Here is a 14,381-nt window from a genome sequence, read left to right as displayed (position 1 = left end):
TTCGTGTTGAGCGCCAGTGGTGGCGGGAGGTGTGGCTGGAGGGATCAGCCCGCCGCGGAGCGTCCTTGCTTCCAGCAGCCGTGAAGGTGATCGCGGTCCGGGGGAGGCCGCAACCCGACCCGGGCTGTCGTGCACCGCCCGTCCATGTATCTCCGGCAGCGCGAGGGCTTCCAGGCCGGCCGGAGCGGATTCCAGGATGCTCAGGGCCGCCGGGACGCCACAGTCATCGGCGACGAGCAGCTGGCGGGTACCGGGCGGCGGAAGGCAGGTGATTCCTTCGCCGAGGATCGCTACCTCGTCCCCGGGCCGGGCGTGCAGGCCGAAGCTCGACCCGGGCGAGTCGTCGCCGCGAACGACGATATCGAGGTCGAGCTCGTGCCGGGCCGCCCTGAAGGAACGCACGGAATACCTGCGAACCCAGGGGCGGGTCGCGGTCTCCATGGTCAGCAGCTGCGCCAGCGCCCCGGCGCCTGACCAGGTGGGCATGCGCAGCCGAGATTGCCCCTCGCAGCGAAAGAACAGCCGTACCCACTGATCGGCGCCCATGGCGTCGAAGTCGGCCAGTTCCGGCCCGCCGAGGGTGACCTGTGCGAGGTGCTGGGAGTGCCGCTCGCGGGCGCAGGACCTCCGCCCGCAGTAGCCGCCGTCTCGGCGAGACCTCGCGTTTGGTCATCTTCGCTCTCCTTGATCGGCAACCGGCGAGCGGCGCAGCACGCTGGCTGCTTCATTAGGTTAGCCTCAACTACCGTTATCAACGGTAACAGTGAACAGTGCTAACCGCAACAGCTAGGGTGGAACGAGACCGAGAAGGAGCGTGGGAGCGTGTTGCGGCGAGCAGACGTGGTGGACGGGGCGATCGCGCTGTTGGACGACGAAGGACTCGATGGACTGACCACCCGCAAACTCGGCGCAGCACTCAATGTCCAGGGCCCGGCCCTGTATCGGCACTTCCCCAGCAAGGAAGCACTTCTGGACGCGATGGCCGACCGGCTCCTCGAACCAGTCGCTGCCCCCCTGCCGGACGGGCCATGGGACGAGAAGCTCGCCCTCCTCGCCGGACGGCTACGCAGCGCCCTTCTAGCCCATCGCGATGGCGCCCGGGTGGTGGCCGGCACATACGTCACCGGCCCCAACACTCGCCTGGTCGAAAACACCATTCTCAAAACTCTGCAGGCAGCCGGCCACCCCGCCGACCGAGCAGGATGGGCGGCCTTCGCCATCAGCTACTACGTACTGGGACACAGCATCGAAGAACAAGCCCAAGCACGACTCTCGGCGACCGGTGACTGGACGAGCAGAAAAAGAGCCCTGATACAGCACCCCGATCCCGACTACGCCCACACCGCCCTCACAAAAGTGTTCGACGCCGACCCTGCCGAACGCTTCGACTACGGCATCCGGCTACTGCTCAAAGGCATCCGCCACGAACTTCACCACGCCACCCCGAAGACAACCAGTCACCGCCCTCCGGAAAACCGGGCACAGTGAACGAAGGATGGGTATTGCGCACCAACCTGCGGAATTGCGATTTCCACAGGTCAGCTTGAGCCGGTGTAGAGCTCGACCAAAGCAACCACGATGACGCCGACGATGGCGGCGATCCGCTCCTCCGGAAGGGTGCCCGGAACGTCAGCTCGTGCCGAGCCAGGTCGAACGGCAGGGCCAGCACCTCGCGTGGCAGCTGCGCCGGACCGATCTCGCCACGGGCACGGGCTCGTGCGACCACCGAGGCGACCATGTCCGCACCCCACCGGGAGAGCCAACCGGGAGGCGATCACGGCGGCAAGCACCATTTCGGCCTTGGTCGCCCAACGGCGGTAGAGCACCGGTCGGCTGGTGTCCGCACACACCGCGCCACCGTCATAAGTGACGCCCGCGTAGCCCCGCTCGTTGAGCCCATCGAGCACAGCCGCGTCACTCCACGAGAAGCCGAGGTAAGCACCCGCAGCCCCGGCGTGTAGCCGGGAATCTCGTCGAACAGCACCACGGTGGCGGGTCCATGCGATAGCTCAGCTCCGCGATGCCGCCGCCAAGTCCGAGTGCGCACCCCGCGCAGTGTGCGCACCCACCGAACCCCTCGATGGCCGCAAGGTGGGAGCGCAGGCTCAGCAACGGTTCCGTCACCGCGGTCCTCCGGCGAAGTGCGCGGCGACCACCGGCAACACATCGGGCCGCCCCAGCAGGCTCAGGTGCCGCGTGCGTGCGAGGATCCGCAGTCGTGCTCCGGCGCTCCCGCCGGCGAGCTCGGACGTGCGAAGCCGGCGAGCTCAGGAAGTCTGCGTGACGCATCGATGCGTCACGGCATGACGCGCGTTGACGGCAGGGCATCCGTCCGATTTGGCCGCGCCACGTGCTGCTGGGACGGAGCACGCCGCGTTGCCCCGAAAGCCGTACTCACCCGATCTGCCGCTTGGTTCCGGCCCAGGCCTTCTCCCGCAGGAGGTACTTCTGGATTTTTCCGGTCGAGGTCTTCGGAAGGGCCCCGAAGGTCACCGACTTCGGCGCCTTGAACCGGGCCAGCCGGCCGCGCACGTGCGCGATGATCTCGTCCTCGGTGGCATTCGCGCCGTCGTGCAGGGTGACGTACGCGGCGGGGACCTCGCCCCACTTGTCGTCCGGCACGCCGATCACCGCGACCTCCACCACGGCCGGATGCTCCGCGATCGCCTGCTCCACCTCCACCGAGGCGATGTTCTCGCCCCCGGAGATGATCACGTCCTTGCTGCGGTCGCGCAGTTCGACGTACCCATCGGGGTGGATCACGCCGATGTCACCGGTGCGCAGCCACCCGTCAGGGGCTGCGGCCGCCGTCGCTTCCTCATCATCGAGATAGCCGAGCATGACGTTGTTCCCGCGCAGGGCGATTTCCCCGGTGGTGACGCCGTCGGCGGGCACGTCCGCGCCGTCTTCGGCGATCACGCGTGCGGTGCAGGCGATCATGTTCCCGACCCCCTGGCGGGCCCGTAGCCGCGCGCGGGTCGCGTCGTCCAGGTCGTCCCATTCCGGGCGCCAATCGCACAGCATCGCCGGCCCGTAGGTCTCGGTCAGCCCGTACAGGTGGGTGACGTCGAAGCCAAGTTCGCCCATCCGGCGCAGGATCGCCGGTGATGGTGGCGCGCCGCCGGTCGCGATGCGGATCGTGGTGTCGACGCGCCGGGCATCCGGCGCGTACGCCAGCATCGACAGCACCGTGGGCGCGCCTTCGAGGTGGGTGACACCTTCCGACCGGATCAGGCGCCATGCCTCCGCGGGATCGACGCGCGGCAGGCACACGTGCGTCGCCGCGGCAGCGGTGACCGCCCACGGGAAGCACCAGCCGTTGCAGTGGAACATCGGCAGGGTCCACAGGTGCACCGAACTCGGGGAGAGCCCGGTATGCGCGACCATCGCCAGCGCCTGCAGGTAGGCGCCGCGGTGGTGGTACATCACCCCCTTCGGACGCCCGGTCGTGCCCGAGGTGTAGTTGATCGACAGGAGGCCACGCTCGTCACGCGGGCGCCGGTTCAGCGGTTCGGCGGAGACGAGCAGGGCTTCGTACTCCTCGCCGGCGCGAATCCGAACCGGGGGCTCGGGCAGTTGGGTGAGCACCGCGTCCACGAGGTCGTCGGCCACCGGGTCGTGGAGGAGCACGGCCGCCTTCGCGTGCCCGAGGATGTAGGCGATTTCGGGCGCTGACAAACGGGTGTTGAGGGTCAGCAAGGGCGCTCCGGACCAGGGAATCCCGAAATGCGCCTCGAGCATGACGTGGGAGTTCGGCGCGAGCACCGCGACCGGCCGATCCCCGGCGAGCGGGGCGAGGCCGCCCGCGAGACGCGACGACCGGTCGTGCAGCTCGGCATAGGTCCAGCGCAGCGGCCCGTCGATCACCGCGATCCGGTCGCCGTGGGCGGCCCTGGCCCGGTCCAGGAACGCCGTTGGGGTCAGGGGTTCGAACGACATCTCAGCGAGGTTCACCGGCCGTACCCTTCCCGCTGCCGGCTGACGCGGGCGAACCCGCTGCGGTGGAACACCAGCGGGTCGATGGCAGGCTCGGCGCGCGCAGTGTGGACCCGCAGCGTGGCGATCAGGTGGTCACCCGCCTCGGTCTCGGCCTCCAGCGAGCACACGAAGCGCGTCGGCCCGCCGAGGACGTGCACGGCACCATCCGCGGTCGTGTCGGTCGCGAGGCCCGCGAACCGGTCACCGTCCTTGGCGGCCAGCGCGCGGGCGGCGTGTTCGTGACCGTCCGCGAGCACGCTGATGCCGAGTGCCGGCAGCGTGCGCAGGACCGCCCACGTTCGCGACGTGCGCTGCACGCAGATCGCCGCGAGCGGCGGGGTCATCGACACCGGCACGAACGTGCTCACCGCCATGCCGACGGGTCCGTCGGCAGCGAGGCCGCAGACCGCGACCACACCGCTCGGGCAGGTGCCGAACGCGGTCCGCAGGGAGTGTTCGTCGAGGCCGGAACTGCCCGGCCTGCTCGTCGTGATCATCCTCGGGTCCTCTCGGTGATCGGCGCCGTGGCGGACGTCAGGCGGCGCCGGAAGGCGAGCAGATCGCGCGGCGCGTCGAACGCGGTGGCTCCGACCGGCTCGTCCCCGTCGTGGTGCACGAAGAGCAGGCCCCGGCCGTCGCCGGCCGGGCTGCTCGACGTCGTGGTGGCGGCGTCACACCGGCCCACGTGCTGGATCCGAACCCCGTGTTGGTCCGACCACACGTATCCGGTCGTGGTGAACGCCGTGGTGGCCCCGTCACCGGTGAACGCCCCGGCGACGAAGGCTGCCTGTTCGCGGGCGGCGGTCCAGTGCTCCAGGCGGACCGGGCGGCTGCTGGCGACGTCGAACCACCGCGCGCAGTCCCCGATGGCCCAGACCCCGTCCGCGCCGTCGGCCGACAGGTCCGGCCGGCACCGGACACCGTCGTCGAGGACGAGGCCGGATCCGCTCAGCCAGCCGGTGGCCGGTGTCGTGCCGATCCCGGCGACCACGACATCGGCGTCGAGGCGGGTGCCGTCGCCGAGTTCCACCGTCTCGACGCGGTCCCGGCCGAAGCAGCCGGTCACCGACCGTCCACACAGGACGCGGACGCCGTGGTCGCGGTGCAGCCGGGCGACCCGGTCCGACACCTCGAGCGGCATCAGGCGGGTCAGGAGCCGCGGCGCGGCTTCCACGATGGTGACGTCGAGCCCGAGCGCGCGCGCCGACGAGGCCACCTCTCCCCCGATGAACCCGCCGCCCACGACGACCACCCGTGGCCGGCGCGTGAACTCCGCGCGCAGCGAGGCCGCATCGGCACGCGTACGGAGGTAGTGGACTCCGGCCCGGCCCTCGAGGGCGGGCAGCCGACGCGGGCGCGACCCGGTCGCGATGACGAGCCGTCCGAACGGGATCGATCCGCTGCCGGTTACCAGCCGCCGTGCGGCCAGGTCGAGCCCGGTGGCGGCCAGCCCGGGACGGTGGTCGACGGCGAGGTCGCCCAGCTCCGCCAGTGCCGGTGGCTCCGCGGCGGCCCCTGTCAGGATCTCCTTCGACAACGCGGGTTTGTCGTAGGGCGGGCCGGGTTCCTGGTCGACGAGGACGATGTCCTCCTCGTAACCACGGGCGCGCAGCGCCTGGACGGTCCGGACCCCGGCCACCGAACCGCCGACGACGACCGTCGGGACCCTCATCGGCGCGTGAGCCTGATCGCGCGCGCCGGACAGTCCGCCTCGGCCTCGCGCAGCGCCGCGTCGTCGGCGAGCAACGGGCGGCCCGGCTTAACGATGGCGAGGTTCGTGCCCGGGTCGAGGTCGAACACGTCGGGAGCCGCGACGACGCAGTTGCCGTAGCCGCTGCACAGGTCGGCGTCCACTTCGATCCGGTAGGTCACGGGCTCTCCTCGAATCGGACGGGCAGCGTGGCGGGGCCGAAGTGGGAACCGCCCCGCAGCCCACTCCAGGTCGGCGCCCCGGCCGCGCGCAGCGGCGGGTACGCGCACAGGGTGGTGAGCAGGATCGCCAGTTCGGCGCGGGCCAGCGGGGCGCCGAGGCACTGGTGGATCCCCCAGCCGAAGCCGAGGTGGCCACGCGTGTCGCGGTCCGGGGCGAAGCGATCCGGGTCCGGGAACCGGGCGGGGTCGCGGTTCGCGGCAGCCAGCGCCAGCAGCACCGCATCGCCCTCGGCCACCTGTGTTCCGCCCAGATCGGCAGGGCACGCGGTGCGCCTCGCCGCGCCCTGCGCCGGGCTGCGCAACCGCACCATCTCCTCCACGTACCGGGGAGCGAGGGCGGGGTGGGCGCGCAACCGGTCCTGCAGGTCCGGGTGCTCGGCCAGGAGGTGGACCAGTGAACTGGCGGAGTTCATCGTCGTCTCGTGCCCGGCTACCGCGAAGGTCGCGAGGATGCCGGCCTGTTCCTCCGGCTCGAGCACGCGCCCGTCGACCTCGGCGTCGAGCAGCCTCGTGACGAAGTCGTCCGGCCGGGCCGTCCGGTGCTCGGCGAGTTCGTGGTGCATCAGGTCGTGGATGCGTCGGTCGATCGCCGCGAAGTCGACGGTGTCGTCCTCGGCGGCAAGCCTGCTCCACATGTCCTCGGTGAGCTCCCGGAACTGCTGCACCGTGCCTGCCGAGAACCCGACGACCTCGGCCAGTACCTGCAGTGGCAGGGGCAGCGCGACCGCACGGACGAAGTCCCCGCCGCCGGCCGCGGCGAACTCCGCGACGAGGTCCCGCACGGTCCGCTCCAGGAACGGGGTGAGCTGCCGGACTCGTGCGGGCGACAGCGCCTCGGTCATCAGCCGGCGGTACGCGGTGTGCAGAGGCGGGTCGAAGTCGATGGGGATCGCCCGCTGGGTGCCGTTGACTGGGAGGCGGTGCCCGGAGGCCGAGGAGTAGGTGGCGGGGTCGCGCAGCGCGGCGCGGACGTCGTCGTAGCGAGTGGCCAGCCAGAACCCGCCCCGCGCCCGCGACCGGACGACCGAGCCGGCCGCGCGGGCGGCGGCGTAGGCCGCCCACACGGTCGGTTCGGTGAGAGCGGGGTCGTAGGGGTCGAAGTCCGTGATGGGAGCCGGCACGCCGGTCACTTCCCCGTCTCCCGCGGGCCGACGTACCCGGTCTGCCCCGCCTCCGACCCCAGCGCGAGGACGGGCCCGTCCAGATCTTCCTGCCACACCAGGGCTTCCATCCCGATCTGCAGCGGGTGGTCCTGGACCGTGTAGACACCGAGTCCGTCCGGTCCCTGGTAGTGCGCGTGCTCCCGCCAGCCCGGCGCCGACAGCAGGAGGTCACCCGCTTCCCATGCGATGTCGTGGCCGTCCACTGTGCTCACGCCGGACCCGGCGAAGTGGTAGTTGATCGCCACGGACGAGTGCCGGTGCCCGCGTCCGCGCGGCCGCGGTGGCAGGCCGGGCGGCATGACCGACGCCGTGACGAAGAAGTTGTGCGTCGCGCCCTGCCGCCGCTGGGTCGCCGGGTTGTAGAGGGCCATGATCGTGCGCTTACCGTCACCGGCCTCCTGCGACAGGTGCGGTGCGATCTCCGCCCACGGCCAGTGCAGGGGGCGGGAGTCGACGACCTCGATGTCGACGAGGAACTCGTAACCCCGCAGGCGGGCGCCCCGGTCGCCGATGGCGATGTCGGGCGCGGTGCCCCGGGTGTAGACCTCGTCGCGCACGTTCCCGTCCCCACCGGCCGCGGGCTGCCAGGTCCGCGGCAGGTCCTCGGCGTAGTGCACGCCGAGTTTCTCCAGCAGCGGCGCGTTCGAGTAGCTCAGCCGCGCCCACACCGCACCGGAGTCGTTGTGGAAGCGGAACGGTTTCATCGACGGGATGTTGGCGACATCGAGGTGGGCGAAGGGGATGGTGGTGCCACCCACCTCGATCCGCCCGCTGCCGGCGATGCCGATCTCCACCCGGTGGGCGTTCTCCCGCAGTGGCGCGGTCGACTCGCCGGGGTTGAGCACCTCGATCGTGACGGAGATGCCCGGCGCCAGGCCGAGTCCCGGCGTGGTCGCCGACGGGTGCACGATGCGCGCGGCACGGCGGCCGGTGGCCGGTCGCGGGGCCGCGGCAAGCCGCTCGATCTGCGCTTCGATCTCCGCGCGGGTGATCTTCACCGGCGCCCACGGCTGTGGGATCGCTGCGGGTTCGTCACTCACGTCGATCATCCGCGTGGAGCTGGTGAGTCCGGTGTTGGTGATGGTCATCAGGCCTTCCCTTCCAGGAGCGATTCGGTTTCGGAGCGGGTCTCGGTGGACCCGGGGTGGGGGCTGCGCAGGGTCAGGCTCGCGGCGAGACTCACCACTCCGGACAGGACGAGGTAGGCGGAGATGGCCGCGGCCCCGCCGGTGGCGGTGTGCAGGAGCGTGGCGACGATCGGCGCGATCGCCCCGCCGAGGACGCTGCCGATGCCGTAGGCCACCGACGATCCGCTGTACCGGATGGCGGGCGGGAACGCCTCGGAGATGAACGCACCGTAGGGACCGGAGGCCAGCCCGATACCGAAGCCCGCGACGGCGCAGGCGAGCAGCGCTCCGGCGGCCGTGCCGGTGTCGAGGAGCCAGAAGTACGGGAACGACCACACCGTCAGCAGCACGACGGCGGAGACGATGACCCGGCGGCGGCCCAGGCGCCCAGCGAGCAGGGCCGAAAGCGGGATCGCGGCGGCCCAGACCAGCGCGCTGACGATGGTCACGGCGAGCATGGCGGACGAGGAGATCAGTCGTTCGGCCGCGACGTAGGCCAGGGTGAAGACGAGCAGCACGTTCCCCAGCGCGGACGCCAGGACGTTCAGTCCCGCGGCCGGAATCCAGGTGCGCGGGACGCGGAACACTTCCGCCAGCGGCGCCCGGTGGATTTCGCGGCGCGCCCGCAGTTGCCGGAACTCCGGGCTCTCGTCCAGTTTCAGCCGCAGGACCAGGCCGAACACGACGAGCACTGCGCTTACCAGGAACGGGATCCGCCAGCCCCACGCGGCGAAGGCGGCATCCCCGGTCGCCAGGCGCACGGCCAGCAGGACCAGGCTGCCGAGGACGACCCCGAGCGGCAGTCCGACCTGGGGCAGTGAGCTGTGCAGTGTGCGCCGCGCCGGTGCGGCGTGTTCGAGGGCGAGCAACGTGGCACCGCCCCATTCGCCGCCAACGCCGAGCCCCTGGCAGAACCGCAGCACGACGAGCAGGATCGGGGCGGCAATGCCGATCGTGGCGTAGTTCGGAAGGAGCCCGATGAGCACCGTGCCGACACCCATGATCAGCAGCGAGAGCACCAGCATGCTGCGCCTGCCGATCCGGTCCCCGAAGTGCCCCATCAGTGCCCCGCCGACCGGGCGGGCCACGAAGCCGACCGCGAAGGTCGACAGGGCGGCCAGCGCACCGGCTGCGGGTGAGGCACTCGGGAAGAACTGGCGGCTGAACACCAGGGCGGCGGCCGAGCCGTAGATGAAGAAGTCGTACCACTCGATGGTCGTGCCGATCAGGCCGGCGAGCGCGACGCGGCGCGACCGGCTTGGCGGTGTGGTGGAGACGGACATCGTTGTCTCTCCTCGGTCGGTCCGGTCTCAGGCCGGGTGGGGGTGGTCGGGCAGCAGGTGCGCGCCCTGGGCGAGCAGGGCGCGCACCCGCTGGACGCCGTCCTCGGACACGGCCGTCAGTGGTGGCCGCACCCGCGCGGAGGCGATCCGGCCCTGCTGGTGCAGGACCCATTTCACGGGCGCCGGGTTGGTCTCGACGAACAGCAGGTCGACAAGTGGGTGCAGGGCGTAGTGCAGCTCGCGGGCCGTATCGTGGTCGCCGGCTTCCCAGGCCTGGTACATGCGGGCGACCGCGGCGGGGGCGAGGTTGGCCACCGCGCTGATGAACCCGGCCCCGCCGAGCGCGAGCAGCGGCAGGCCGAGCAGCTCGATGCCCGACCACACCAGCAGGTCCCGCCCGCAGGCTTGGAGCACGCGCGAGAAGTGTTCGAAGTCCTTGGTGGTTTCCTTGATCCCCACGACGTTGTCGTGCTCGCGGAACAACCGGGCGACGGTGTCCGGCGCGACATCCACGGCGGTCCGGGACGGCACGTTGTAGATCACGATCGGCAGGTCGGGGAACTCCCGGGCGATGGTGGAATACCAGGTGTGCAGTGCTTCCTGGGTCGGCCGGGCGTAGTACGGGGTGATGACCAGCGCCGCGTCGGCGCCGGCGTCGCGGGCGGCCGCCGTGATCTCCAGGGTTTCGTCCAGCTTGGCCGAACCCGTGCCCGGCAGGAAGGGCACGGCGTCGTTGATCTCGGCCGCGACAGCCCGGATGGCCTCGATCCGCTCGGCTGGGCTCTGGGCGGACGGCTCGCCGGTCGACCCGCCGAGGGAGATGCCGTGCGAGCCGGAGTCGAGCTGCCAGCGCACCAGTCCCCGCAGGGAGGTCAGGTCGAGCGCGCCATCGTCGGTGAAGGGGGTGATCACCGGCGCGATGGAGCCGCGGATGCGGGCGGGGTCGTTGCGGAACTTCACGGAGTACCTCCAGCGAGCAGGCGTGCGACAGCCAGATCCGACAGACCCATGCCCATGCCCTTGAACACGGTGCGGTGCGGGCGGTCGGGGCGGGTCACTTTTCCGGTCACGACCTCGGCCAGCGTGCGGACCGGGCTCCAGTCGTCCCCGTAGTGCTCCCGCAGCTCACGGGATCCGCGCCGCGCGTTCGGCTCGCTGTCGACGACGGTCAGGTCGGTTTCGTCCAGCAGCTCGTGGTGGAATTCGGCGTGGGAGGGCAGGATGGCGCCCACCGCGTTGAGGTGGGCCCCGGGCGCGAGGTGCTCGGTCCGCAGGAACGGCTCGGCCGCGCGGGTGATCAGGGTGACGACCGGCGCGTCTGCGGTCGCTTCCGCTACCGAACCGGCGGCAACGGCGACGAGGCCCAGGTGCTCGCGGATCTGCCCGGCCAGTTCCCCGGCCCTCGTGGCGGTGCGGTTCCACACGCGCACGCGTCGCACCGGGCGCACGGCCGCGACCGCCTCCACCTGGCGCAGCGCCTGCCGCCCGGCTCCGAGGATCGCCAGTTCGTCGGCCGCCGGGTCGGCGAGCCAGCGGGTCGCGAGGCCGGACACCGCAGCGGTCCGGAGTGCGCCCGCGGCGCCGGCTTCGGCCGTGCCCAGCACGGTTCCGTCCACCGCGGAGAAGATCGTCATCAGCGCGCTCGCGCCCGACGGGGTGTTCACCCAGGTTTTGAAGACGGCAAGGTCGGAGTCGCGGTCGACCGCGCCCAGTGCGTGGGCACTCCCCCGGCCGTCCCCCGCCGGCCAGGTGGCCATGGTCTTGTCCAGGTTCCACGCGGTGCCGCCGGCCTCGTGGGTGAGGACGCGCTCCAGCGAGTCGATCACTTGAGGCAGCCGCAGCCCAGCGGCGTCGGCTTCGGTCCAGATCCTCACCGGGCCACCGCCTCGTCGACCACGCCGTGCCGCAGGACGCCGACGCCGGACACCTCGACCTCCACCTCGTCGCCCGGTCGCAGGAACCTCGGCGGGGACATCCGGAAACCGATGCCCTTCGGGGTCCCGGTCGCGATCAGATCGCCGGGGCGCAACGGCGTGAACGTGCTGACGTAGGCGACGATGTCGGCGAACCCGAAAGCCAGCCTGTCCGTCGTGTCGTCCTGCACGACGGTGCCGTTGAGGCGGGTGGTCACCCGAAGCGGCGCCGTGCCGAGTTCATCGGTCGTGGTGAGCCACGGGCCGGCCGCGCCGGTGGCCGCCCAGTTCTTGCCCGCGGTCGCCTGGCCGGAGTGCAGCTGCCAGGTGCGGACGCTGTTCTCGGCCATGCACGTGACACCGGCGATGTGCCGCCACGCTTCGGCGGCGGCGATGCGGCGTCCGCCGGTGGAGATGACGAGCGCTGCCTCGCCCTCCCAGTCCAGGGAGTTGTCGTCGAACGGGCGCACGACGGGAGTTCCCGCGCCGACGAGTGAATCGGGGAACCTGGTGAACAGCGTGGGATGTTCGGGCGCGGCACTGTCGCGTTCGGACTCACTGGCGTGCGCGGCGTAGTTGAACCCGACACAGATGATCTTCGGGTGCGCGCCGACCGGCGGCAGCCACTCCACATTGGACAATGCCACGCGCGGGTCCTCCGCGCGTGGCACGACGGGACCGCCCAGGAGGTGCTCGAAGGAGGGGATGCGGTGGTCGAGCCGCGCCACGGCATCGCGCTCGACGACACCGAAGCCGGCGCCACCGTCGGCCGTGCGGAACCGGGCGAGCCTCACGCGGTCACCACCGGCGCCGGTGCCCGGAGGCCGCGCTTTTCCAGCAGTGGCAGCACATCGCGGGTGAAGTCGGCCAGACCGGCGTCGTAGTCGACCCAGGTCAGCAGCGTGCCGTCGATGCCGGCCGCGCTGAGCATCTCCATCCGATCGGCGATCGTCTCGACCGTCCCGACGAGCGGGAACCCACCGGCGCCCGCGGTGAACCGCTGCCGCATCGCCGCGGCGACCTCGGGCGGCATCGTCTGCGCTTCGATGCCCTGCAACCGCATCCACGCGTCGACGCTCTCGGTGTCCTCGTACTCCACGGAGAAGCGGCGCAGGTACGCCTCCGCTTCGGCGTCGGTGTCCCGCTGCACCACGACGGTGTGGGTCCACACCTTGACGTCGCGCCCGAACTCTTCTCGAGCCATCGCCTTGTAGCCCAGGACCTGCTGGCGTATGTGCGCCTCGTTCTCGCTCTGGACGATGACGAAACACAAGTCGGCGTGCTCGGCGGCGAACCGCATACCGCGCGGCGAGCCGCCGGCGTTCATGATCGGAATATGGCTCTGGTGCGGTTTGGGCATCGACACCCCGCCGATGACGTCGAAGAACCGGCCGTGGAAGTCGAACTCCTCGGTCTCGCTCCACAGTTTCTCGATCACCTCGAGCCATTCGGCGAGGTGGTCGTAGCGCTCGTCATGTTCGCGCATCGGGGCGCCGAACATCTCCAGTTCTGGCCGGTTCCAGCCGCCGACAACGTTGAGGGCGAACCGCCCACCGGAGATCAGGTCGACCGTGGCGGCCTGCTTCGCGGCGACGATCGGGTGCATCGTGGGGGCGTGCGACGTGGCGAACACCCCGATCCGCTCCGTGGCCGCCGCGATCCCGGCCGCCCAGGTGAAGGGGTCCAGGACCGTGCCGGTCTTGTGTCCTGGCCGGTTCGGGGCGTAGCCCTTCCAGCGCGCGAACGGCACGACTGCCTCGAACCCGGCACGGTCCGCGGCCTGCGCGGTCCGCAGCGAGAGGTCCCAGGACGTAGTGTGCGCCTCGGGCACGAGGGTCAGTGCCGCCCCGGATCCGTTCGTGCAGAACAGGCCGAGTTTGAGGGTGTTATCGCCGAGTAGCGGGTTCATCGCAGACCTCCTCGTCTGTGGTGACACCACGCTAAGAAGGCCAGGTTGATAACGCCACTACTAAGTTTTGGATAACTGCATAAGAGAACGGTTATGAACCGTGGGAGGCCGCCACCTCGCGCAGCGCGTCGAGCGCGGCGGTTTGCAAGGGAGAGAAGTACTTCGCGGTGCGGTGATAGAGGCCGATGCCCTCGTGGAAGGCGGCATCGAGGAGCCGGACCTGGCGAAGCCGCCCGGCCGCCACGTCGCGGGTTACCGCGTACCAGGGTGCGAAGCAGACCCACCCGTTGTCCGCCACGGCTTGTTTGATCGCTTCCGCGTGTCCCAGCCGGATCATCACCGGGAGATCGGCGATGCCGTGGGCATGCAACTGGGACTGCAGCAGCCGGTGGAAGGCGACGGTCGTGGGCACGCCGACGAAGGGAAGCATGGCGAGGTCGCGGACCCGTACCTCGTCGCCGTCCGGAGGACCGTCCGGACTCGCGCACAGGATCAGCGGTTCTTCCCACAGCTTTTCGGCTGACAGGGCGTCGGGAAGGTCCTCGTCGAGCCAGCTCGTCACGGCGAAATCCACCTCGCCCAGCTGCGCTGACCGCAGGGCCATGGCGGGTTCGTTGATGTGGACGGTGATCTCCGCACCCGGACGCCGCCGGCGCAGACCGGTCATGATCGGAGGCAGCAGGTAGGTCCCGATGGCCATGCTCGCGGCGACGACCACCGACCCCGCCGTGCCCGCCGCGAGCTCGTCGACGTCGCGTTGCACCTGGACACTTCCCGCCAGGACCTCCTTGGCCCAGTGGTATACCCGCTGCCCCGCCTCGGTGAGAACCAGACGGCTGCCAGCGCGGACGAACAGCTCGGCGCCCAGCGTCTTCTCCAGGGACGTCACCTGGGCCGACACCGCGGGCTGCGCGACCATCAAACGCTTGGCGGCGCGCGTAACGCCGCCCTCGTCGACCACGAGGCAGAACATCTCGAGTCGGCGCAACGGCACGCGCGTGTCCATAACCACGACATTATCACCGTCGAGCTGGCCGGTTGATTTCGTTATTGCCCACTCATAGCAGCGCCTGGAA

The 14,381-nt window shown here is 70.7% G+C and carries 13 protein-coding genes and 1 pseudogene; 1 reads left to right on the top strand and 13 read right to left on the bottom strand.

All coding sequences use genetic code 11. The features are described 5' to 3' along the window. Nucleotides 1–339: 339 nt before the first annotated feature. Nucleotides 340–564 (bottom strand): annotated as a pseudogene (locus GKO32_RS40375) (siderophore-interacting protein); the annotation flags it as partial. A 279-nt stretch (nt 565–843) separates the two neighbouring features. Between GKO32_RS40375 and GKO32_RS00245 the strand changes: the two are divergent. Beyond that, nucleotides 844–1,488 carry a TetR/AcrR family transcriptional regulator C-terminal domain-containing protein gene (locus GKO32_RS00245; RefSeq protein ID WP_166459290.1) on the top strand — a complete coding sequence of 215 codons (645 nt, stop codon included), beginning with the start codon at nt 844–846 and terminating at the stop codon, nt 1,486–1,488. Nucleotides 1,489–2,394: 906 nt separating this feature from the next. Here the strand turns inward: GKO32_RS00245 and GKO32_RS00240 are convergent. The 12 genes from GKO32_RS00240 to GKO32_RS00185 form a co-directional block, all read right to left on the bottom strand. Continuing rightward, complete coding sequence (locus GKO32_RS00240) at nt 2,395–3,939, bottom strand: AMP-binding protein (protein WP_154754686.1); 1,545 nt, start codon at nt 3,937–3,939, stop codon at nt 2,395–2,397. 11 nt (nt 3,940–3,950) lie between these two features. After that, entirely contained in the window at nt 3,951–4,475 is a 525-nt protein-coding gene (locus GKO32_RS00235; RefSeq protein WP_154754685.1) for a flavin reductase family protein, read from the bottom strand. Further along, nucleotides 4,472–5,650, bottom strand: coding sequence for an NAD(P)/FAD-dependent oxidoreductase (locus GKO32_RS00230; RefSeq protein WP_154754684.1), 1,179 nt, complete (start codon nt 5,648–5,650; stop codon nt 4,472–4,474). Before GKO32_RS00230 ends, GKO32_RS00235 begins: the two co-directional genes overlap by 4 nt. Continuing rightward, nucleotides 5,647–5,850, bottom strand: coding sequence for a ferredoxin (locus tag GKO32_RS39605; RefSeq protein WP_312867368.1), 204 nt, complete (start codon nt 5,848–5,850; stop codon nt 5,647–5,649). The genes GKO32_RS00230 and GKO32_RS39605 overlap by 4 nt, the downstream gene beginning before the upstream one ends. Next, nucleotides 5,847–7,031, bottom strand: a complete 1,185-nt coding sequence (locus GKO32_RS40030; protein WP_154754683.1) for a cytochrome P450 — start codon at nt 7,029–7,031, stop codon at nt 5,847–5,849. The genes GKO32_RS39605 and GKO32_RS40030 overlap by 4 nt, the downstream gene beginning before the upstream one ends. A gap of 5 nt (nt 7,032–7,036) precedes the next feature. Then, nucleotides 7,037–8,161, bottom strand: a complete 1,125-nt coding sequence (locus GKO32_RS00215; protein WP_208024218.1) for a cupin domain-containing protein — start codon at nt 8,159–8,161, stop codon at nt 7,037–7,039. Next, nucleotides 8,161–9,483, bottom strand: a complete 1,323-nt coding sequence (locus GKO32_RS00210) for an MFS transporter (protein ID WP_154754682.1) — start codon at nt 9,481–9,483, stop codon at nt 8,161–8,163. Before GKO32_RS00210 ends, GKO32_RS00215 begins: the two co-directional genes overlap by 1 nt. 27 nt (nt 9,484–9,510) lie before the next feature. Beyond that, on the bottom strand, nt 9,511–10,443 hold the full coding sequence (gene dapA, locus GKO32_RS00205; protein ID WP_312867367.1) for a 4-hydroxy-tetrahydrodipicolinate synthase: 933 nt from the start codon (nt 10,441–10,443) through the stop codon (nt 9,511–9,513). After that, complete coding sequence (locus tag GKO32_RS00200; protein ID WP_312867366.1) at nt 10,440–11,357, bottom strand: ornithine cyclodeaminase family protein; 918 nt, start codon at nt 11,355–11,357, stop codon at nt 10,440–10,442. The genes dapA and GKO32_RS00200 overlap by 4 nt, the downstream gene beginning before the upstream one ends. After that, nucleotides 11,354–12,190, bottom strand: coding sequence for a fumarylacetoacetate hydrolase family protein (locus GKO32_RS00195; protein ID WP_312867365.1), 837 nt, complete (start codon nt 12,188–12,190; stop codon nt 11,354–11,356). Before GKO32_RS00195 ends, GKO32_RS00200 begins: the two co-directional genes overlap by 4 nt. Beyond that, nucleotides 12,187–13,305, bottom strand: a complete 1,119-nt coding sequence (locus tag GKO32_RS00190) for an LLM class flavin-dependent oxidoreductase (RefSeq protein ID WP_154754681.1) — start codon at nt 13,303–13,305, stop codon at nt 12,187–12,189. Before GKO32_RS00190 ends, GKO32_RS00195 begins: the two co-directional genes overlap by 4 nt. A gap of 91 nt (nt 13,306–13,396) precedes the next feature. Then, on the bottom strand, nt 13,397–14,311 hold the full coding sequence (locus GKO32_RS00185) for a LysR family transcriptional regulator (protein ID WP_154754680.1): 915 nt from the start codon (nt 14,309–14,311) through the stop codon (nt 13,397–13,399). Nucleotides 14,312–14,381 lie beyond the last annotated feature (70 nt).

The organism is Amycolatopsis pithecellobii (assembly GCF_009707865.1).
In the GTDB taxonomy this organism is placed as follows: Bacteria; Actinomycetota; Actinomycetes; order Mycobacteriales; family Pseudonocardiaceae; genus Amycolatopsis_E; species Amycolatopsis_E pithecellobii.
Note: the sequence above shows the minus strand (reverse complement) of the source record. Positions and strands in the feature narration are given on the sequence as shown.

Bases quoted from the DNA above. Each gene is read 5' to 3' on its own strand.
- GKO32_RS00190 (WP_154754681.1), bottom strand. From the start codon at position 13,305: ATGAACCCGCTACTCGGCGATAACACCCTCAAACTCGGCCTGTTCTGC.
- GKO32_RS00185 (WP_154754680.1), bottom strand. From the start codon at position 14,311: ATGGACACGCGCGTGCCGTTGCGCCGACTCGAGATGTTCTGCCTCGTG.
- GKO32_RS00230 (WP_154754684.1), bottom strand. From the start codon at position 5,650: ATGAGGGTCCCGACGGTCGTCGTCGGCGGTTCGGTGGCCGGGGTCCGG.
- GKO32_RS00215 (WP_208024218.1), bottom strand. From the start codon at position 8,161: ATGACCATCACCAACACCGGACTCACCAGCTCCACGCGGATGATCGAC.
- GKO32_RS00235 (WP_154754685.1), bottom strand. From the start codon at position 4,475: ATGATCACGACGAGCAGGCCGGGCAGTTCCGGCCTCGACGAACACTCC.
- GKO32_RS00210 (WP_154754682.1), bottom strand. From the start codon at position 9,483: ATGTCCGTCTCCACCACACCGCCAAGCCGGTCGCGCCGCGTCGCGCTC.
- GKO32_RS00240 (WP_154754686.1), bottom strand. From the start codon at position 3,939: ATGTCGTTCGAACCCCTGACCCCAACGGCGTTCCTGGACCGGGCCAGG.